Consider the following 18536-nt stretch of genomic DNA (forward strand, 5'->3'; position numbering starts at 1 on the left):
CCGGACAACCCTGCACTAGCTAAGTCCGTCAGACCCGGCTGTAGCCCTTAAGCCAGTGAGGGTTCGTGAATACAAGAACGTTATCTGTAAGATTGAAAAATGATTAAAACTGTAAAAAGAAAAAGTATATATTATCTAATTATAGAGTTAATTCAATTGCAACGTTCTGTTGCTAGAGGGGGAAGTGATCAAGGTGCTAATTTTGATCCTGCTTATAATTATTGTTATGGGAGTAGCAATTATAGATGGGAGATTAAAAAAGAAACTTGAAAATGATAAAAGAATTATTGAAAGATTAGATGTGTTAATTAATGAAGTGAGAGATATCCGTAAAAAATAGAGAAATAATAATCACAAAAGAAAATAAAGGTTTATTGTTAATTGTAAATCGCTGAAACCTATCAAATTCAAATCAGATGGAAAATAGGATTAAGTGGACTTGTTCACAAAATGTTAATAAGAAATATTATGATTATCAATAAATAAGTTATAATTCAACGTGTTATTTCTGCTCGAAGAAAGTCAATCCATCAGATAACATAATATTCAAGCTGTGGCTCCGATGGAGTCTTGGTCTGCGGGAAGGAATTCAGAGAGGCAATTCAGCAGACAACCGTTGGGGTTCATGAATACAGGAACGTTAGATGAAATCCCCAATCAATAAAGACTAATACTTTTGAGTGCATTTCATTTTTAAGGGGGAAACATAAATGATAGAACTTAGGAAAATAACATTTGATAATTTTTCAGAATGTCTGGACTTAAGAGTTGAGGAAGAGCAAGGCAGATTTGTAGCATCTATTATTTATACTCTTGCGGAATTATATGTTGTTATAACAAATAAAAGCAGTTTTATTCCAATGCCATATGCGATTTATTGTAATGATAAGATGGTTGGATTTATCGCAATGTCATATGTTATTTCTGAGAGTGAAGATTCTGAAAATTATTATGACATATATAGATTTATGATAGATAAACGATATCAGCGCAAAGGATATGGCAAAAAAGCAATAGAAAAGTCAATTGAGTTACTTCGAACTTTGCCGCATGGAAAGGCCTCAGAAGTCGTGATTCTTTATTCGCCCGAGAATAAGGTAGCAAGGAAACTTTATTCTTCTCTTGGTTTTGTAGAAACAGGGGAGTTAGATGAAGACGGCGATATTTTCGCAAAACTGATCTTATAAAGCAAGCAGGACTTCTATGTAGTAATTCGAAAAAATAAGGTGAATCATCTAATATCATATTAACGCATCTGGTATTCGCCCTAGGTCGCTGGGAGGGATATCGAGGGAGATGGGTCAGGCGACAATCCTGCACTGACTAAGTCCGTCGGACCCGTGCTGTCGCGCTTAAGCCAGTGAGTGTTCGTGAATACAAGAACGTTATAGGAAATCAAGAGAAAGCCTAAATAAATTATAAAGATTAGATAAATCATTAGTTAAGGACGGTGATTTCAATAAGTAGCTTGTTACTAACCTCTTGTGGTTTTTATACTGAAGATATTAAAAATCAATTTCTGGATTTTATTGATGGAGATATTTCTCAATTAAAAGTCTCAATTATTACAACAGCATCCCCTAGAAAAGAAACTAATAGATATGCACAAAGAGCAATGCAAGAGTTTAAGGACATGGGATTTCAGCATATCAATTTTGTAGATATTGAATTTGATGACCCGCAAATACTCTTACATAGAGATGTTATATATATTAATGGTGGGAATCCATTTACACTATTGTATTACGCTAAGAAAAGTGGTGCTGATGAAATTATCAGAACACTGGCCGCACAGAATGTAATTATAGTTGGAGTAAGTGCAGGAACGTTATTACTGGGGCCGAATATTAACATTGTCGATTTCTTTACTCCACAAATGAACACAATGAATTTAACGGATTTTAAGGCATTAGGAGTAACCGACAAGCTTATTTTTCCTCACTATGATAGAGAGGACATATTTAAAGATAGTACTAATAAAACAATTGAAGAGAGAATAGTAGAATTTGAATCCAATGAGAACTGTAAGGTGACAAGGCTTAAAGATGAAGAATATATCTCAATCTTAATGAACCAAGCACATTGAATCGAAGAAGCCCCTGAAATCTTGCAAACACCGTATTCACGCTGGGGCTACGCCCCTTGGGCTGTCAGTGGGGTTTCGAGGAAGTAGTATCCAGCAGACAACTCCTGTGAGGATAAGTCTTCGACCCAGTCGCTCCTTTAAGTCTCTCGGGTTCGTAAATACAACAACGGTAAATAAAATAACGAAGCAGTTTATATTGGGAGTTGATTCATTGAAGTATTCAACTGTAGTTCTTGACTTGGACGGAACATTATTAAATTCAAAAAAAGAAGTATCTAAGAGAAACGTAGATGCGGTCTTATCTTGTTATCAGAAAGGAATGAGAATAATATTTGCAACAGCTCGACCGCCCAGGGCGGTTAATTGTTTGCTTCCACAAGGATTAGTAGATATCGGGGCTTTTGTATATTACAACGGAGCTCAAGTGATATGTAAGGAAACCAAGATAGAAATTAATGAATCAATCCCTGCTAATGTAACTACAGAAATTCTTGATTACTGTTTGAAGTGTGACCCTCAAATTGAACTGACTATGGAAGTGAAGGATGAGTGGTTTAGTTTAAGAGAGCTTGATTATATGAGCTCAATGAACACACAATCAAACCCCATAGTAAAACCCTTAAAAGAATTAAAGCAATATGATGCCACGAAGATACTTCTGACTGGCAATAATCACAATTCTGGATTGTTTGAAAAATTCGAGGGTAGAGTGAATATACTAATTACGGATAATAATAAATTAGTACAAATCATGCCTCTTCTGGCATCTAAGGAAATGGCAATTACTAAACTCTGTGAATTATATAATGTAGAATTGGATTCCATTATTGTATTTGGTGATGATCATAATGATGTAGGCCTCTTTAAGATGGCGGGATATTCTATTGCTATGGGAAATGCGATTAGGGAATTGAAGGAAATCGCTGATGAAATAACCGTTAATAATGATGAAAACGGTGTTGCTGTAAGTCTAGAAAGATTTTGTGGGTAACTCAAGGTTACTTTATCTCACAGTACATTCATACACCATCGCACTTGCTCCTCGGTCGCCAAGAAGGATATCGGAGAAGTTGATTAAGGCGACACATTCAATCAGTTAAGTCTATTGACCCGTTCCCTACGTTAAGCTGCTTGAACGTCAGGAATACAAAAACGTTAGCCGAAAGAAGTTCTTTTTTTAGGAGGAGTCTATATGATATTAGAAAAAGTTATAAATAGAATTACAATACAAAGTGAATATAAGGATTTGGTTGATAAGTATGTGGATCATATTCTTAACGAATTCAAAGATAAGATTCATAGCATTTATATGTGTGGCTCGATTCCCAAAGGAACGGCTCAACCTTTTAAGTCAGATGCAGACTTTACTATTGTATGTGCAAATCCCGAAGATATTGATTACGAAAGATTGTCAATGATTAAAGACAGGCTTTTGGAAGAATATTCATTCGTCACTAAGATGGATACGATCATTTGCTCGATTGATGATGTATTAAGTAGACCGAACGATTGGGGTTTTTGGGTTAAGATCATTTGTGTGTGCATACATGGGGAGGACATTGGTGAAAAAGTACCCCCGATCATAATTTCTCCAGAATTCATTTTAGACTTAAATACAGATACCAAGGAGGAAGTAGATCGTGTACATCGATCACTTTCTAATGTTAGTGATCACTCAATGAAAACTAGATATATTAAAGGTTACTCTAAGAGATTAATTCGTGCATTATACTCTTTGGTTTTAGAAGATACAGGGGTATGGGAAGATGAAATCATTAAGATGAAGAATGCCATATTAAACTATTGTGAGATTAACGCCGCTTTAGTTGAGTATCTATATGCTTGTTACTTGGATTGCAGCAATGTACTTGTTGAAGAGTTTTTGAGAATTGCAGATGAAGTATATCGCTATTTTGAGAACGCTCTAAATACAATGGCTGCTTCCAGAAATTCATTCAACTGACACCATATTGACGCTCGGGGTCACTCTGAGAAGCGAGTGACCCTATCCAGCCCCCTAAGTCAGTCGGGACGTTACTTCATTAGGTGTTCGGCAAGCCTCACAACTATAAGTAGCGACTCTAAGGGGCCAGGACGTCGTCAATACAAAACGTTAGAAAATTGCTGTAATAAGAAATAAATAAGAGGTGCGGACAAATGGGGCAGACTAGTCCTAAGTTTGCTGATAAAGAATTAATTGAAGTATTATAAAGAAATTACATTTACCGCCACTTACTCCGTTTTCACAGGACTGGGAATATACGTTGGCTGATTCTTCGAAAGTAAATGAATTTATTACATATTATGAAAATAATAAATTTAACAACAAAGAGAAATTTATGCTGATGATAGTTATAATATCTTCATTTGATGATTATCTTTCCGAGGGAATAGGAACTGAAGAGATCAGAATTTGGAATCGAATAAAACAAAATATACTTAAAGACGATAAATTACATACAACAACGTTATATACAATCAGGCAAGAATTTACACCCCGAGGAGAGGTTTAGTTGTTCAATACAAACGCAATAACAAAATTTATAGGTTTATGTTTTATGTTCTTAGGCTATTGGAGATTAACTGATTTTGTAATTTTAAATCCGGTATTTACTTTTAGTTTCTCTATTGCTGGCTTCTTTTTCATATTATTTGATTTAACAACTCACCATTTTGAGCAATTAAAAAGGGAAAAAGAAAAATACTATAGTTGGAAAGGGAAGATTCTTAGATTTTTAAAACTCTCTCTACTATTCTTAACTGCATTTTCTATAGTAGCATTGCCTCATCTCACACTTGGTTGGGAACAGGAATTAATTTTGAAATTAAATGATGCAATTGTTCTTTTAGGTTTAGGTATTGTTGTTTTCCTAATCGGACTAAAATCAGACCAAGAAATAGATAACGTACTAGAGGTCTTTGAAGACGTAGAAAATAGATTGAAAAATATCGATGATAAATTTAGCGGTATAATAGCTAGTAAAGATGAAGAGATAGAAAAATTAAAACATGAACTTAAAGAACTGAGAGATGACTCAGGAAGCCCGGGAAGCATATAACAACACATTCAACGCTTCGGTCGCTGTCGCTCCCTCGGTCCGTTAGAGGCATTTCGAGGAAGCTTATCCAGCGATAACACCTGCGAGGCTAAGTCTTCGACCCAGCAAGGCGATTACTTCGTTTTATCGCCGCGGCAACCTTAAGCCTCTCGGGTTCGTGAATGCGGAGAGCGTTATGCGCCATTACCTGTAAATATTAAAGATAATATTTAAGGAGAAAACTTATGAAAGGTAAGATACTCTTATTAGTTTTTATTACAATAGTGTTTTCATCTTGCCAAAATAGTAGTCATTCGACTACCTTGAACAGCGAAACTAAATCAAAAATGAATTCTGAACTGTCTCCTGATGAAGTGAGTACAGGTAATGGAACAGAACCGAAAGAAATAACTGAAGGTCGATCAGATGCTTCTAACAATGAAGTGTTATCCATTAGCATTGGGAACTATGAATTGAAAGGAGAATTTTATGATGAAATGCTTCGAAATCCTATAGATCATGATTATGAAGTGGAATTTGATGAGGCTCAAAATTCAAAAGAGATTATTACAACAATGGGATGGGGGGCGTTGGAAAGCAAATATACAGAGATTTGGGATAAAGAGTTGAATCAAATATATAAAAAACTTCTTTCTAAGTTGGATAGAGAACCAAGAGAAGCACTAATCGAATCGCAGAAAGAATGGTTACAGTATCACTTAAAGGAAACAAAATTTGTAGAGAAGACATTTATTAATAATGGTTACCTTGGAACACAAGGATCGGTAAGCCTAGGCATGGTTATACGGGAGAGAATTAGGGAAAGAACAATGCAATTATTTGAATATCGATATTTGCTAGATGGTGAAGTTGAGTTTTTATACCAAAGTAAAAAATAAAGTTGGAATCTGGATCAAAGGTTTTTAGGTGATGCCTCGAAGCAGTAACGGCACATAACAATGTATTCAAGCTGGGGGGATACCACGCCTTGGTCGCCTGCGAAGTTTCGATGAAATGAATCCATACGACACTTTAATTTTACTTAAGATAAGAGCTATCTAAGGGGAATCAAAGTCAGGAATTGACATACGTTAGGTGAAACCGCGAAGTGCATTGAAAAAAAGGAGTTAGATGCAAACATGGAATTAAAACTTGTCCGAGTAAATTCTGAAGATAAAAGTATACTAATCAATTTATATGAATTGTACGAGTATGACTTCAGTAAATATACAGGTCGAGATATAGATAGAAACGGAAAATTCGAAGTAAACATAAATTATTATTGGGAAGGCGACGAAAGATGGAATCCATTTTTTATAGAAGTAGCAGGTAAACTCGTTGGTTTTATAGTAGTCCTTTTTGAGAATATGGATACTGATCCAGATCCGACGCATGTGATATACGATTTCATGGTTTTACAGAAATACAGAAGATCGGGCATAGGTCGTAAAGCAGCAATAGAAGCATTTAAGATGTACAAAGCGAATTGGAAGATTTCGCAAATGGAGAGCAATCTTCCGGCAAGGACATTTTGGAGAAGTGTAATAGAAAGTTTTAAAGGAACTAACTACACTGAACACTATGCACAAGATCGAAAAATATATATACAAGAATTTAGTACAAGAAATTAGAAAAAGAGGGTCATAAAACCCTCTAAATACTAGAATTCTGCAATTCACTAAATAGTTGTAGGGCATCTTTGAAACCTTGTATGTAGATACTTCTTTCTAGGATGGATTGGAGTGAGATTTGTGCGTCTTCGTAAAGAAAAACTGTATGTTGAAGTTGATCGGGCAAAGCATCACGAAGTGTTTTAAAATATTCATCTGTCTCAGCAGAAAGCTGAGTGTACTCTCTATGACACTCCAGAAGCTTAGTATAGAGCAAATCTAAACGTATTCTTATCAGTGGTTCTGTTAATGATTCTACAGTATTAATCATATTTAGTTCCTCCTTTAATTAACTCTATAAAGTTATTATATGACCTCTTAGAGTTAATTGCAAGGTGAATATTTGACTTTGTAGAGTTAAAACTTCGCTTTCAGTTGATGATTGCTAATATGAAAGATAAGATAGAATTACGGAGGGGAAAAGATGAACATAATCAAGTGTAATATACGAGAACTCATGGCAGAACATCGAATAGATGATATAACAGAATTGATGGCAAAATCGGGCTTAAGCCGGAATTCGATCAATAAACTCTATAGGGAAACAAATATAGAAACAACAAAGCTGGAAACTTTATTCAAGCTATGCGATACATTTAATTGTAAATTATCTGATTTGATCGAATACGTACCAGGAGAAAAATAAATAGTGAAGGTCCGGAGCCTTGGTCTGTGGATAGATTTTGAGAAGGAATTTCAGCAGCTCCCCCTTTGGGTTCAAGAATACAGAAACGTTATCCAATACTCCCAATCAAAACAACAAGCATAGGAGCAATATTATGACAATCATTTTCAAAGAAGTAAAAGACATTGATACACAAGCAATTCAAGAACTGTTTCACTCGGTTGACTGGAAATCAGGAGATTTCCCAGAAGATCTTAGACAAGCAATAAACAACTCGCATACGGTTATTACTGCATGGGATGATAACAAATTAGTTGGTTTAATAAATGCATTGTCTGACGGCGTGATGACAGTATATTTTCATTACATGTTAGTACACAAAGAATATCAATCATTAGGAATTGGAAAGAGAATGATGGAACAAATGCTTAGTCGATATTCTAATGTCAAAACAAAAGTACTTATATCCTATGATAGTGCAGAAAAATTCTATGGAATATTTGGATTTAAGCCAGAAGAAGGAACTAAAGCCATGTTTATTTCAGATATGGTATAGCATTGAAGTAAAGATTCCGATCAGATGAGAATTGATTAGATGAATTTGTTTTTGAGAAGGTCCTATATAAAGCTTCAATTCGGATATGAAGGGATACCAGATGATAAGTTATAAACCATTTCAAAAATTATTGATTGACAGGGAGATTAAGAAGCAGGAATTATTAAAAATCCCGGGGATCTCATCGGCAACGATGGCAAAACTCAATACGAATGAGTATGTATCTTTAGAAGTAATTGATAAATTATGTACGGCATTGGGATGCCAGCCTGGAGATCTATTGGAGCATATAGCAGATCAATGATGGGATGATAACATCTGCTGTTAACCAAAATTGAGATTCCGTCGTATGACATAAAGCAACGGCTCCTAACGGAGCCTTGGTCTGCTAAATGGATTTCGAAGTTGATATTTTGGCAGACACCTCCGAGAGTTTGTTGAACTGCATAAAAAAAGGAAGGTGATTAGAAATCACTGCAATAAATTAAAGAGGAGAAGCTAATTATGTCTAGACCTTTAAGAATTCATATTATAGGTTCAACTGGTAGCGGAAAAACATACCTTGGTCAAGTTTTGTCAGAGAAGTTAAATATAAAAATTCACGAACTAGATACAGTCATGTGGAGCAGTAAAGTGGAGTTTTCAGGAAAGAATTCTCCAGACATGAGAGATAAATTACTACATAAAATAATTGATAATGATAGTTGGATTGTAGAGGGAGTATATTATAAATGGCTTTCTGATAGCTTTTCAAGAGCAGATGTAATTTATTACCTAGATACTAATGTATTGATTCGACATTTTAGAATTATCATGAGATTTGTTAAACAAAGAATAGGCGCCGAAAGATCTATATACAAGCAAACATTAAAAGGACTAATTGAAATGCTTATCTGGAATCATAAATTTAATAGTACAAATCGGAAAGAAATCTGTAGTTTCTTGTCCCCTTATAAAGACAAAGTGATAATCTTAAAAACCAACAGGCAAATGATAAGTTTACTCAATGAAGGCAGTGAAATCACATAACTCCGTATTTACACATCGGGATATACGTCCCTCTGTCAGCAGAAGTTTTGGTAGAGGACCAGAAGGTAATATAACAATTAAACGGTGGACATTGATCCTTGGGCCCAATAAGCAGTACACCCAGCCTACGCTGGGTCTTATATACAGATAAGTATGTGAAATCGACGAAACTATTTAATGAGGGTGAACGATGAAGATAATAAGAGATAGGGAAGAACTTGAAGGAACTGGTTATATTGAAGTTTTACCCGGAAAGTACCTTGGGCAATGTTGGAATGAGGACTCAATTTACTTTGATGAAGAAGTATTCGGCTTTGTAGAGAAAACAATAGAAAATATATTTTCTGGATATGATCATTATGCATTTAACGAAATACATCGAAAAACGTGGGAGGTGATCCTTGAGGATTTGAAAACGCTTGCTAATCTCCTTGATGAAAAAGTAACAATGGAATTAATAAATGAACATGTATATTTCTTCTTTGGCAGTTCTAAAGATGAGTTTCAACAAGATTTTCTCAATAGTGTTCAGAGACTTCGTGAATTAATCATAGAGTTTGTTGTATGGGTTGAAAAGCAATTAACAACTCAAGATTTTGTTTCAGTTCTAGGCATTTAGCTATTCCATTCGAGGAAGAGTGGTTATTTAAACCACCATAGGAGGAATTAGAATGAAATTTATCGTTTCTGCTAGTGTAATCGTTCTCAATGAACATAATGAGATTTTACTTATGAAAGGTCGAAGAGGCTGGGAAATGCCTCAAGGTTGTATTGAAGAAGGAGAGACTATTAGGCAGGCAGCAGTCAGAGAAGTGAAAGAGGAAACAGGGATTGACATTGAATTAATAAAATTTTGTGGTTTGTATCAGAACATAACGCGCGGTGTATGCAACAATATATTTACTGGAAAACCGATTGGTGGAGCTTTAACTACCAGTGATGAAAGTGAAGAAGTGGGCTACTTTACTTTAGAAGAAGCTGGGCAAATGATAACATGGGGGAATTTCTATGAAAGAATTCATAATGCATTAGATGAGAAAAGCCATCCTTTTTTGATTGAATTTTCAGAATAAGGACATCCATCAGATCCTAGTTTTCTAATCCAAATACAGATATGAGAGTAGTTTAATATAAGGAGCAGCCCGGGAACAAAGGTTGCTTCTTTTTTTGCTTTTACACTTCGCAAATGGAACATTGTGGGTTATATTGGATATGATTTGGTTCTATAGTAGAGAAATGGAGAGGTGGTCAACCTTGGATGAAAATGTACGCTTTCCGATAGGACACTTTGAGCCAAATCTTAAACTCTCTAATGAGGACAGAATCCACATCATTGATCAAATTCCCGGAATTACGAAGACCATAAGAGAGGTTACAGAACATCTCAATGATGATCAACGTTGTACTCCTTATCGTGATGGCGGTTGGACAATCACACAGATTGTGCACCATCTTGCGGACAATGACATGAACGCTTATATCAGATTTAAGAGAGCCTTGACTGAAGATGAACCGGTGGCAAGCTCATATCGAGAGGATTTATGGGCATCATTACATGATTACAGGAATACGCCCATCGAAGATTCAATTTTGCTGATGGAGATACTGCACAAGCGATTTCTCACGTTGCTACATGGTTTACATCCCGATCGGTTTAGACGAAAATTCCAAACAGAAGTGTTAGGTACAATTTCATTGGATATCGCGATTCAAAGATTTGTATGGCACGGGCAGCATCATATTGCTCAAATTAAATCTTGTATAACATCGCAGGGGTGGTAGGTCTTATACATCTCAAGTGTGGAGGTAACATATGTGTAAAAGTGAATTGAGTTTCTAATTAGAAGCCTTGGCCTGCTGCTACCACTTACTGAGCATTTGTATGTAAACGAATTCAGAACTAGATGAGTGACTACGTTTTAAATATAAATTCAAATAGAAGTAATCTTGATTTAGGGGGATACAAATGTTGATTGAAGATGAAAAAGTATACCCTGATTGCGCAGTTGAAATTAGAATAGTAGACGTTGGCGGTTTAACAAAACCAGAGCTTATTCAGAAACTGGACCAACACTCTATTTTATTGAATAAATATGGAGAACAGTTGTTAAATGATGAGAGATTTGTAGTTCCCGGCACAAAGCAAAGCTTGCAAACGGTTGAGTTGACCGTCAGACAACTTGGATTTTCGGATGGTGCTATGACTTTTCAGCTCTTTCGAAGAGCAAATGATCTTGGGCTAGAATGTTGTCCGGTTGAGTTAGGACCTTATCTAAGAATGCAATATTTGGATCAGCCTGAGATATGTTCTACCAATATTTCAGAGGGTAACAAAGCTCAGTCCGGCTCTATTACCATAGCATCTGAAGCTCTTACGGAGGAAAATGATTTTCCAAAAGGTTTTTATCTCAGACGAATAAACGACAAGTTATGGTTACGAGGATATCTTGCCGACCATTTGCATATTTGGAGTCCTCATGATCGCTTTATCTTTTGCAGGGCTCAGCTTCTATTGTATTAGGATCGGGAAGATGTTTTGAAAGGAAAGGAGTGAAGATCAATGGATATCAAAAACAAAAGCGGAGATGTGCTTGGAAAAATTCAAATTGAATCCTTACGCGATAATGCGATTGACCGAATCGTCATTGACTTAAAGCCTGGTGACGGGAAAGCGATATACACCGCAGATGTTATAGAGAACCAATTCACGCAACAGACCAATTATGCACCCATTTCATGGGGAGACGGTTTGGAACAATTGCAGAAACATTATTCTCCATGGCAGCCGAAATTTCCGATTGATTCTGATATAGATGCCATTCATGTATTTTATGGATTTGATAATTTAACTCCGCAAGAAATTGATGAAATGATTGAAGAAAGTAACAGGTCAGGCAGAAATGTAGTGATTCGAGACTTGAAGCCTAATAAGAAGGTTGTGGGCATCAGCCTCACGTATCAAGAATACGGTGGTTATAAACTTAATATTTTCGGGACAACAAAAAGCCGGATCGCATTGCCTGATCATGATGGTACTAAGGTTAAACAGGTAGCCATACGTGGCGTCGAAGCATTTTATATTTTCAATAACGAAACTTCCCAATTGATATGGATCGAAGAGGGTGTGCATGGGAAGGCGCTACAATACGAGATCATTGGCGGAAACATGTCAGAAGATCTTGTGATGAAGATTGCGAAGTCAATGAACGGATAAATTTTATATTAATCAGAGTGAGGTGCAACGATGAGTTACAAAACTATTCTCATAGACCAATTAAACGCTTGTTATCATGACAAGAGCTGGTTTATACCGCTTCATGATATTTTGACAGACCTCAATGCGGCGGAGGCCGCTTATGTAAAGAATGAGGGGGAGCACTCCATCTGGGCGATCGTCAATCATCTTATTTTCTGGAATGAGAAGTGGCTTGAGAGATATGTTGCCGAACAGGTCAACGGGCAGAATTCAGTGAATAATGAGGATACATTCGACATAGATACGTCTAACCTGAATGATGTGGAGTGGCGCAAGACATTACATAGACTGAAAACCGTGTTTAGTGATTGGAACAGGGCACTCGAAGATAGTGAAGAACATAAATTGACCCGTGAAATCCCTGCCTATTTCAACGCGCCATGGTGGGGAGTTGTATCAAACCTATGTATTCATAATGCCTATCATATTGGCCAAATCATGCTGCTCAAAAAATCAATGAAACACACGTAGTACACGCTGTATTACATTTATGAAATTATACTTAAGCAAAGGAAGATGACTATCATGGAAAAAGGCAAAATTATATTTTTGAACGGTGTAACCAGCTCCGGTAAAACTTCAATTGTAGAGGCGATGCAATCATACGATGATCCGTTTTTCTATGTTGTGGCTAATGATTTATTTGAAAATACGATTGGTGATAAACATCTTCAGACGGATTACTGGAAGTATCTGAGTGAAGCGATAGTAATGATGTATCATACGGCAAAAGTATTTTCAGACCATGGAAAGCATGTTCTGATTGATGGCATTCTTGTGGAAAGACCGGAGCTCGCGCCGCATTATGAACAAGTCAAACAGATTTTTGTAGGGTATCCACTGGATATCGTTGAACTGCACTGTCCTCTCGATATCTGTCGTCAGCGGAACATTGAGCGTGGTGATCGCAGAGAAGAGCAATCGGATGAGCAGCATCAAATCATGGCCCAAAACATCAACTATAGGTATTCGATTGATACAAGTATGAACACACCGGAAGAATGTGCAGAGAAGATTATTGCAGCACTGTTCAAGAACCATCATGAACCATTGAAAAATATGTAAAAATTATATTACGAAGCTATAGTGGAATCGATATCTAGTAACAACTTTGTCTGCTTTGGTCTGAAGATTAAATGAGGAATTCAATGGAATTACAAACAAGAAAAAGTGTAGTTAATGATTTAAAGGCAATGGGGATAAGGAAGGGCATGACGATAATCGTTCATTCCTCCTTCAAAGCAATAGGTAAGGTTATAGGTGGCCCGGTAAGTGTTATTTTAGCTCTGGAAGAAGCCGTTGGAACCAATGGAACCATTGTCATGCCCACTCAAACAGAACATCTTTGTGAACCTTCAGAGCATGATACGAACCTGTCTTCAGAGGAAATTGAGTTCATCAAAGACAATATGCCTATTTATTATCCTGATTTAACACCAACCTCGTATATGGGCATCATTCCTGAGGTGTTTCGGAGGCAAGATGGTGTGTTTCGAAGCTCACATCCGCACATGTCTTTTGCTGCCTGGGGGAAAGAGGCAAAACGGATAATGAATGATCACAACTTGCATTATGCATTAAATGGGAAATCTCCGTTAGGAAAAATCTATGATTTGAGTGGATACATTCTGTTACTTGGTGCGCCTACAAATAGTAACACCTCCTTGCATCTGGCCGAGTATAAACAGCAGAATACATTTGTTAAGCCAAAAGTCTGGGGAGTAAAAATACTGGTGGATGGAATTGAGCAATGGACTACATACGATGATATTAACAATGAATCAGATGATTTTGAATTGATTTTTAATGAGTTTAAGATCCAGACTAACGCTGTTACCGAAGGAATGGTAGGGGAATCTGTGAGTTATCTGATACCCTAAAGAGAGATGATTGATTATGCTTTGGGATGGATGAATCGTAATCGAAGAGAACATATCGAGCAGTGAATCATTTCAAAAAAGATAGAAGGGGGAAATGTAATCATGACTAAAGAGATTGAACATTTGCTTCAAACTTTTGAAGAATGGGCGTTGTTTGTCAAGACGATGAATCATCTTGAAGAGAAGACCTGGAATTCCAGCATGGAAGAAGGGAAATGGACGATAAAATCCATCGTCAGCCACATGATGTTATGGGATAGATATTTTTACAAAGAAGCGATTGAGAAGATTGCTCTGAAGCAGACAGTTACGTTGAAACAAATGGATTTTGAAGAGTTTAATCGCAAAGCTATTGAGTACGGGAACCGCACAGAGACGTCCGAAATCGTAAATAAGGCTATCACGTACCGCCATAAAATTATGAATGACATTCGAGGGTTATCGGAGGAACAGCTTCATCAGACGTATTTGGACGCAGAGGGGAACGTATTTTATATTCCCCAATACCTTAAAGATTTTATATGGCATGACCAGCATCATATGGAACCGTTGAAGAAATATCTTGCCAACCTTGAAGCGTAAAGGATTTAGCAGGCAGGGGGTGACACGGAACACAGCATGTTGCTTGCTTTGAATATAATATGTATCCCAAACCAGGGAGGGATTGTAGTGAGTAGTCATACGATTGAATTAACTCAGGAAAATCTGATCGGTTCATTTACCAATGAGGTAACCCCCATTTTGAGCGTGAAATCTGGTGATTCCATTCGTTTTCAGACGCTAGATGCGGGCTGGGGAACAGGTGTGAGTTATGTGGAACGCATGAAACCTTTTGATCGTCAAGGTGAAAAAGATGGAGGTCATGCCTTAATCGGTCCGATCTATATCGATGAGGCGAAGCAAGGACAGACGTTGGAGATTATTTTCAATGAGATCGTACCCGGGAGTTACGGGTTTACTTCCGCTGGCGGATATCTGAACTGGCAGAACCAGAAGTTACATCTAACAGAGGTTGAAGAACTGTCGCTGAACTGGACACTTGATCGCCGAACGATGAGTGGAAGCTGTGAAATAAAAGGAAAGTCCTTCACTGTATCTCTCTCGCCGTTTATGGGTGTAGTGGGCATGCCGCCAGAGTCAGGTGGAATTCATACGACTTGGCCGCCTCGCTATTGTGGAGGGAACATCGACTGCAAGGAACTGGTGCATGGAAGTAAATTATATTTACCTATCCCCGTAGACGGGGGTTATCTCGCGATTGGTGATGGTCATGCACGGCAGGGAGACGGTGAAGTCAGCTGTCAGGCCATTGAATGTCCGATGAAAGTGGTGGATGTCACGCTTAATGTGATTGATGATATGATTTTGACCAATCCTCGTGCACATACGCCATCCGGCTGGATTACCTTCGGTTTTCATGAAGATCTGAATGAGGCTACGGTTGAAGCATTAGATGGGATGCTCAATCTGATGGGTGAGTTGTACGGACTAGAACGAGTGGAAGCGATTGCACTTGGAAGCGCGGTAATTGACCTGCGTATCACCCAAATTGTGAATGGCGTTAAGGGTGTACATGCTGTCCTTCCGCATGACGCTTTTAAGTGACTTAAGGACTGTTATACGTCGTATTAGTTGAACTCGGGGGTCGATAAAATGAAAGGCAGACCACAGATCGTTTTAGATATCGCAGGGGTTTTGTTAAGTAATATGTCGTTGACGTGCTGGAAAGATATGAGTGAGGAAACCAACCTATCGGCAGAATCTTTGAAAGTACATTTTGCAGGAATCAAACGAAAGCTCTGGACAGGAATGATGAGGGAAGAAGAGTTCTGGCAATCGTTGAAGGAGATGTATCCTGAATTATCAATAAGCCGAGCGAAGGACATCTTATACAATTCGATTGTTCCCTTACCAGCCGCTCAATACCTTGAGCGATGGAGTGAGTCCGCCGATATCCATCTACTCAGCAATCATTGTAAGGAATGGATTGAGCCGAATCTGAGCCGTTTAAGCTCATTTACCAAAAGTGTAACTATCTCTAATCAAGTGGGTTTATGCAAACCTGAGATTGAGATATACCAACGGGTAGAGACCTTCCTGGCAGATGGAGAAGAGGTTCTATTTATAGATGATCAAGAGAAAAATTTACATTCTGCTAAACTACTTGGTTGGAGGACTTTACTGGCTGACGAAGAAGGAGATTGGGTTAATGAAGTTGAGTCATTGCTAATTTAGAATGTAATCCAGAAACCAATAAGTTCCGAATATTACCTGCTAAACTCCAAATTGCTTTAGATGATGATCTAAATGCTTGTATATGCCTTTACCCCATTGCTCGGCTGTTAATTTTCCGAAGAAGGGATGGGGGTGGCGGGAGAATTTTTCTGAAGCACCTTGTTGAAAGATATTAATCTGCTGCTCAAGCTTTTCTTTTTCTTCTATAAACTGTCGTTGATCATCAATAATGATTGTCGGGATCGTAGACATATTATGGGGCAAGGGCTTGTCATTATAAAACATTGGTTTTGCGAACCGTCCTATAAGTCTCCCAAGTAATCCTCTAGGTGGAAAAGCATTTCCTAAGGGGATATCATGAAATGCTGAACAGTGAGCCAGCATTTGAGAGACCTGCATCGTGCCCCATTCAGGGATGGATTTTTCACTAAGTTGGGCCATGCGCTCTGTAATTTCAGCAGCATTGATCGTATCAAATATACTTTTCACAAGAACACCTCAGTCCTCTAGGATATAAAATTTGAACTTAAACTATCATCATTCTCTTATTGAAAGGTTTATCCTCTTACTATCAAGAATAATAAGATATGGTAACTTTAGTCAATGTATTATAGGAAAACCACAATTGAAATCGGAGGATGCGAACTTGGAAAATAAGGAAACGTTTAATCTCGTAGCAGATGAATATGAACGATATAGACCCGTCTATCCGAGTGAAATGTTTGATGATATTTTTACATATCTGAATCTTAATAAAGAGGATTCCATTCTTGAGATTGGCTGCGGAACGGGGCACGCCAAGGAAAGCGATTTCAATTGATTGTGTCAGGAACGGCCTTTCACTTCATTGATCCGGAAGTTGGTTACCACCGGGTTTGGGAATTGCTAGAGAATACAGGCGGTATTGGACTTTTCTGGACGATTCATGTACCGGTCTATGACCAGCTGCACAATGAAATTCGTTCCCACTAGACAGCATTAGCCCCTCATCTGGATGATTCTCAATATCCTTCGCCAGATGAAGTTATCCAGGAGCGTAAAGAAATAACAGAAAAATCCGGCTTGTTCACGGATATTGAGGTTAAGGAGTATAACTGGATACAGACTTGCTCCAGCGAAGAATATGTCGCTTTATTAAATACCAATTCCAAACATCAGCAGCTTTCTATTGATGTTCGGCGTTCACTTCTAGAGCGAATCAAACATTCCATTGATGCTGCAGGTGGAACGATAGAGAAACAACATAAGGTTGCCCTTTTTCTAGGGAAGAAAAAGGTCTAAGGATATATGTTTTTATTTTTCCACAGAAGAACAGGAGGGAATATATGAGTGATCCGCGTTCAACATACAGTATCCAAACGGCAGTGTTAAGTTTACAAGAGGAATTAGAGAGGTTAAAGATACAGGCGGTAATGGGGTGGTCCAAAGAATTTCGAAATCTAGAGTGGTATGGTTTGAAAAATGGAATGCGTGTATTGGAGGTCGGAAGCGGACCAGGTTACATTACTGAGCAACTATTGAACAGTCTGCCGGACAGCGAGCTTACCTCGCTTGAGATTGATCGTTCACTGCAAGCACAAGCCAAAGAACGGCTGAAAGATATTCCTTCCACGCGATTGCAATTTGTAGAGTCTTCCATCTACCAGATGGATCTGCCTGATGATTCTTTTGATTTTGTCGTGGCAAGACTTATCTTTCTTCACTTGAACAATCCTGACGAAGCTGCACAAGAGATATATCGTGTACTGAAGCCTGGCGGCCGTCTTGCCATTATTGATGTGGATGACGGCGTTTTTGGAGCAGTGAATCCTGATGTTCCTGCTTTGCATACGGTATTAATGAAAATTTCGGACTATGTAGCACAACACGGTGGTAATCGCTTAATTGGCAGAAGTCTGCCGCGTCTCCTTTCTGAGAACGGATACATCGATGTTGACATTGATTCTGTCCTTCAACATAGTGATCTGTTAGGCATAGAAGGGTTTAAGCACCAGTTTAATCTTAATCGTTTTGTACATTTTGCTGAAAAAGGTGTGATCAGTTCGGAGGAATTTGCTCAGCTGCAACAAGCATCTGAAGCGATAAATCATTCGCCGGAAGCCTATGCCATGATGAATTTCATTACAGCTTGCGGCACGAAGCCATTGACTTAGCTGAATCG

The 18536-nt window shown here is 37.9% G+C and carries 28 protein-coding genes; 26 read left to right on the forward strand and 2 right to left on the reverse strand.

Annotation, left to right across the window (positions count from 1 at the left end; all coding sequences use genetic code 11):
- Nucleotides 1-193: 193 nt before the first annotated feature.
- The 8 genes from NSQ20_RS13350 to NSQ20_RS13385 all read left to right on the forward strand — a co-directional run bounded on the left by NSQ20_RS13350 (nucleotide 194) and on the right by NSQ20_RS13385 (nucleotide 6755).
- A complete protein-coding gene (locus tag NSQ20_RS13350) occupies nucleotides 194-340 on the forward strand; it encodes a hypothetical protein (RefSeq protein ID WP_156946107.1) in 147 nt (48 codons plus the stop codon).
- Nucleotides 341-710: 370 nt separating this feature from the next.
- Complete coding sequence (locus NSQ20_RS13355; protein ID WP_036670460.1) at nucleotides 711-1187, forward strand: GNAT family N-acetyltransferase; 477 nt, start codon at nucleotides 711-713, stop codon at nucleotides 1185-1187.
- A 263-nt stretch (nucleotides 1188-1450) separates the two neighbouring features.
- On the forward strand, nucleotides 1451-2086 hold the full coding sequence (locus NSQ20_RS13360) for a Type 1 glutamine amidotransferase-like domain-containing protein (protein ID WP_338708528.1): 636 nt from the start codon (nucleotides 1451-1453) through the stop codon (nucleotides 2084-2086).
- A 211-nt stretch (nucleotides 2087-2297) separates the two neighbouring features.
- Nucleotides 2298-3077, forward strand: a complete 780-nt coding sequence (locus NSQ20_RS13365) for a Cof-type HAD-IIB family hydrolase (RefSeq protein ID WP_338708529.1) — start codon at nucleotides 2298-2300, stop codon at nucleotides 3075-3077.
- Nucleotides 3078-3278: 201 nt separating this feature from the next.
- Complete coding sequence (locus NSQ20_RS13370; RefSeq protein WP_338708530.1) at nucleotides 3279-4049, forward strand: nucleotidyltransferase domain-containing protein; 771 nt, start codon at nucleotides 3279-3281, stop codon at nucleotides 4047-4049.
- 550 nt (nucleotides 4050-4599) lie between these two features.
- Nucleotides 4600-5145, forward strand: coding sequence for a hypothetical protein (locus NSQ20_RS13375; RefSeq protein WP_036670465.1), 546 nt, complete (start codon nucleotides 4600-4602; stop codon nucleotides 5143-5145).
- Nucleotides 5146-5369: 224 nt separating this feature from the next.
- Nucleotides 5370-6023: a lysozyme inhibitor LprI family protein gene (locus NSQ20_RS13380; protein WP_338708531.1), complete on the forward strand. Its 654-nt coding sequence runs from the start codon at nucleotides 5370-5372 to the stop codon at nucleotides 6021-6023.
- 240 nt (nucleotides 6024-6263) lie between these two features.
- Nucleotides 6264-6755: a GNAT family N-acetyltransferase gene (locus NSQ20_RS13385; RefSeq protein ID WP_340029838.1), complete on the forward strand. Its 492-nt coding sequence runs from the start codon at nucleotides 6264-6266 to the stop codon at nucleotides 6753-6755.
- Nucleotides 6756-6777: 22 nt separating this feature from the next.
- Here the strand turns inward: NSQ20_RS13385 and NSQ20_RS13390 are convergent, their stop codons facing one another.
- Nucleotides 6778-7065 (reverse strand): hypothetical protein, encoded by a 288-nt coding sequence (locus tag NSQ20_RS13390; protein WP_036609138.1) that lies wholly within the window; start codon nucleotides 7063-7065, stop codon nucleotides 6778-6780.
- Between the two features lie 153 nt (nucleotides 7066-7218).
- Here NSQ20_RS13390 and NSQ20_RS13395 point away from each other — a divergent pair, with 153 nt between their 5' ends.
- From NSQ20_RS13395 to NSQ20_RS13465, 15 genes are all read left to right on the forward strand, one after another.
- Nucleotides 7219-7440: a helix-turn-helix transcriptional regulator gene (locus tag NSQ20_RS13395; protein ID WP_179086413.1), complete on the forward strand. Its 222-nt coding sequence runs from the start codon at nucleotides 7219-7221 to the stop codon at nucleotides 7438-7440.
- A 133-nt stretch (nucleotides 7441-7573) separates the two neighbouring features.
- Nucleotides 7574-7975, forward strand: coding sequence for a GNAT family N-acetyltransferase (locus tag NSQ20_RS13400; RefSeq protein WP_036670471.1), 402 nt, complete (start codon nucleotides 7574-7576; stop codon nucleotides 7973-7975).
- 100 nt (nucleotides 7976-8075) lie between these two features.
- On the forward strand, nucleotides 8076-8279 hold the full coding sequence (locus tag NSQ20_RS13405; protein ID WP_338708533.1) for a helix-turn-helix transcriptional regulator: 204 nt from the start codon (nucleotides 8076-8078) through the stop codon (nucleotides 8277-8279).
- A 200-nt stretch (nucleotides 8280-8479) separates the two neighbouring features.
- Nucleotides 8480-9004, forward strand: a complete 525-nt coding sequence (locus NSQ20_RS13410) for a DNA topology modulation protein FlaR (protein ID WP_338708534.1) — start codon at nucleotides 8480-8482, stop codon at nucleotides 9002-9004.
- Nucleotides 9005-9194: 190 nt separating this feature from the next.
- On the forward strand, nucleotides 9195-9623 hold the full coding sequence (locus NSQ20_RS13415) for a hypothetical protein (RefSeq protein ID WP_338708535.1): 429 nt from the start codon (nucleotides 9195-9197) through the stop codon (nucleotides 9621-9623).
- A gap of 52 nt (nucleotides 9624-9675) precedes the next feature.
- Entirely contained in the window at nucleotides 9676-10077 is a 402-nt protein-coding gene (locus NSQ20_RS13420) for an NUDIX hydrolase (protein WP_338708536.1), read from the forward strand.
- Nucleotides 10078-10258: 181 nt separating this feature from the next.
- Entirely contained in the window at nucleotides 10259-10786 is a 528-nt protein-coding gene (locus NSQ20_RS13425) for a YfiT family bacillithiol transferase (RefSeq protein ID WP_338708537.1), read from the forward strand.
- Between the two features lie 184 nt (nucleotides 10787-10970).
- On the forward strand, nucleotides 10971-11525 hold the full coding sequence (locus NSQ20_RS13430) for a helicase (RefSeq protein WP_338708538.1): 555 nt from the start codon (nucleotides 10971-10973) through the stop codon (nucleotides 11523-11525).
- A gap of 39 nt (nucleotides 11526-11564) precedes the next feature.
- Nucleotides 11565-12218: a DUF4367 domain-containing protein gene (locus NSQ20_RS13435; RefSeq protein ID WP_340032712.1), complete on the forward strand. Its 654-nt coding sequence runs from the start codon at nucleotides 11565-11567 to the stop codon at nucleotides 12216-12218.
- A gap of 30 nt (nucleotides 12219-12248) precedes the next feature.
- Nucleotides 12249-12731 carry a DinB family protein gene (locus NSQ20_RS13440; protein WP_036670479.1) on the forward strand — a complete coding sequence of 161 codons (483 nt, stop codon included), beginning with the start codon at nucleotides 12249-12251 and terminating at the stop codon, nucleotides 12729-12731.
- A gap of 54 nt (nucleotides 12732-12785) precedes the next feature.
- Nucleotides 12786-13325, forward strand: coding sequence for an AAA family ATPase (locus NSQ20_RS13445; RefSeq protein ID WP_036670481.1), 540 nt, complete (start codon nucleotides 12786-12788; stop codon nucleotides 13323-13325).
- A gap of 83 nt (nucleotides 13326-13408) precedes the next feature.
- Nucleotides 13409-14140: an AAC(3) family N-acetyltransferase gene (locus tag NSQ20_RS13450; protein WP_340032713.1), complete on the forward strand. Its 732-nt coding sequence runs from the start codon at nucleotides 13409-13411 to the stop codon at nucleotides 14138-14140.
- 102 nt (nucleotides 14141-14242) lie between these two features.
- Nucleotides 14243-14722, forward strand: a complete 480-nt coding sequence (locus tag NSQ20_RS13455) for a DinB family protein (RefSeq protein WP_127546051.1) — start codon at nucleotides 14243-14245, stop codon at nucleotides 14720-14722.
- An 87-nt stretch (nucleotides 14723-14809) separates the two neighbouring features.
- Nucleotides 14810-15745 (forward strand): acetamidase/formamidase family protein, encoded by a 936-nt coding sequence (locus NSQ20_RS13460; RefSeq protein ID WP_340032714.1) that lies wholly within the window; start codon nucleotides 14810-14812, stop codon nucleotides 15743-15745.
- Between the two features lie 48 nt (nucleotides 15746-15793).
- The gene (locus tag NSQ20_RS13465; RefSeq protein ID WP_340032715.1) at nucleotides 15794-16375 is read left to right on the forward strand and encodes an HAD-IA family hydrolase; all 582 of its coding nucleotides are present in this window, start codon (nucleotides 15794-15796) and stop codon (nucleotides 16373-16375) included.
- Between the two features lie 39 nt (nucleotides 16376-16414).
- On the opposite strand, the gene NSQ20_RS13470 is transcribed toward NSQ20_RS13465, so the two are convergent.
- On the reverse strand, nucleotides 16415-16864 hold the full coding sequence (locus tag NSQ20_RS13470) for a DUF1569 domain-containing protein (RefSeq protein ID WP_036609111.1): 450 nt from the start codon (nucleotides 16862-16864) through the stop codon (nucleotides 16415-16417).
- Nucleotides 16865-17021: 157 nt separating this feature from the next.
- Between NSQ20_RS13470 and NSQ20_RS13475 the strand changes: the two genes are divergently transcribed.
- The 3 genes from NSQ20_RS13475 (at nucleotide 17022) to NSQ20_RS13485 (ending at nucleotide 18528) form a co-directional block, all read left to right on the forward strand.
- Nucleotides 17022-17195, forward strand: coding sequence for a hypothetical protein (locus NSQ20_RS13475; RefSeq protein WP_340032716.1), 174 nt, complete (start codon nucleotides 17022-17024; stop codon nucleotides 17193-17195).
- On the forward strand, nucleotides 17192-17347 hold the full coding sequence (locus NSQ20_RS13480) for a hypothetical protein (protein WP_340032717.1): 156 nt from the start codon (nucleotides 17192-17194) through the stop codon (nucleotides 17345-17347). The genes NSQ20_RS13475 and NSQ20_RS13480 overlap by 4 nt, the downstream gene beginning before the upstream one ends.
- Before the next feature lie 353 nt (nucleotides 17348-17700).
- Nucleotides 17701-18528, forward strand: a complete 828-nt coding sequence (locus NSQ20_RS13485) for a methyltransferase domain-containing protein (RefSeq protein ID WP_340032718.1) — start codon at nucleotides 17701-17703, stop codon at nucleotides 18526-18528.
- Nucleotides 18529-18536 lie beyond the last annotated feature (8 nt).

Source organism: Paenibacillus sp. FSL K6-1122 (genome assembly GCF_037977015.1).
In the GTDB taxonomy this organism is placed as follows: Bacteria; Bacillota; Bacilli; order Paenibacillales; family Paenibacillaceae; genus Paenibacillus; species Paenibacillus amylolyticus.

Coding starts and splice junctions, on each gene's coding strand:
- NSQ20_RS13380 (WP_338708531.1), top strand. CDS start 5,370: ATGAAAGGTAAGATACTCTTATTAGTTTTTATTACAATAGTGTTTTCA.
- NSQ20_RS13395 (WP_179086413.1), top strand. CDS start 7,219: ATGAACATAATCAAGTGTAATATACGAGAACTCATGGCAGAACATCGA.
- NSQ20_RS13370 (WP_338708530.1), top strand. CDS start 3,279: ATGATATTAGAAAAAGTTATAAATAGAATTACAATACAAAGTGAATAT.
- NSQ20_RS13410 (WP_338708534.1), top strand. CDS start 8,480: ATGTCTAGACCTTTAAGAATTCATATTATAGGTTCAACTGGTAGCGGA.
- NSQ20_RS13430 (WP_338708538.1), top strand. CDS start 10,971: ATGTTGATTGAAGATGAAAAAGTATACCCTGATTGCGCAGTTGAAATT.
- NSQ20_RS13400 (WP_036670471.1), top strand. CDS start 7,574: ATGACAATCATTTTCAAAGAAGTAAAAGACATTGATACACAAGCAATT.
- NSQ20_RS13450 (WP_340032713.1), top strand. CDS start 13,409: ATGGAATTACAAACAAGAAAAAGTGTAGTTAATGATTTAAAGGCAATG.
- NSQ20_RS13390 (WP_036609138.1), bottom strand. CDS start 7,065: ATGATTAATACTGTAGAATCATTAACAGAACCACTGATAAGAATACGT.
- NSQ20_RS13420 (WP_338708536.1), top strand. CDS start 9,676: ATGAAATTTATCGTTTCTGCTAGTGTAATCGTTCTCAATGAACATAAT.
- NSQ20_RS13355 (WP_036670460.1), top strand. CDS start 711: ATGATAGAACTTAGGAAAATAACATTTGATAATTTTTCAGAATGTCTG.
- NSQ20_RS13440 (WP_036670479.1), top strand. CDS start 12,249: ATGAGTTACAAAACTATTCTCATAGACCAATTAAACGCTTGTTATCAT.
- NSQ20_RS13485 (WP_340032718.1), top strand. CDS start 17,701: ATGAGTGATCCGCGTTCAACATACAGTATCCAAACGGCAGTGTTAAGT.
- NSQ20_RS13465 (WP_340032715.1), top strand. CDS start 15,794: ATGAAAGGCAGACCACAGATCGTTTTAGATATCGCAGGGGTTTTGTTA.
- NSQ20_RS13415 (WP_338708535.1), top strand. CDS start 9,195: ATGAAGATAATAAGAGATAGGGAAGAACTTGAAGGAACTGGTTATATT.
- NSQ20_RS13435 (WP_340032712.1), top strand. CDS start 11,565: ATGGATATCAAAAACAAAAGCGGAGATGTGCTTGGAAAAATTCAAATT.
- NSQ20_RS13455 (WP_127546051.1), top strand. CDS start 14,243: ATGACTAAAGAGATTGAACATTTGCTTCAAACTTTTGAAGAATGGGCG.
- NSQ20_RS13405 (WP_338708533.1), top strand. CDS start 8,076: ATGATAAGTTATAAACCATTTCAAAAATTATTGATTGACAGGGAGATT.
- NSQ20_RS13445 (WP_036670481.1), top strand. CDS start 12,786: ATGGAAAAAGGCAAAATTATATTTTTGAACGGTGTAACCAGCTCCGGT.
- NSQ20_RS13385 (WP_340029838.1), top strand. CDS start 6,264: ATGGAATTAAAACTTGTCCGAGTAAATTCTGAAGATAAAAGTATACTA.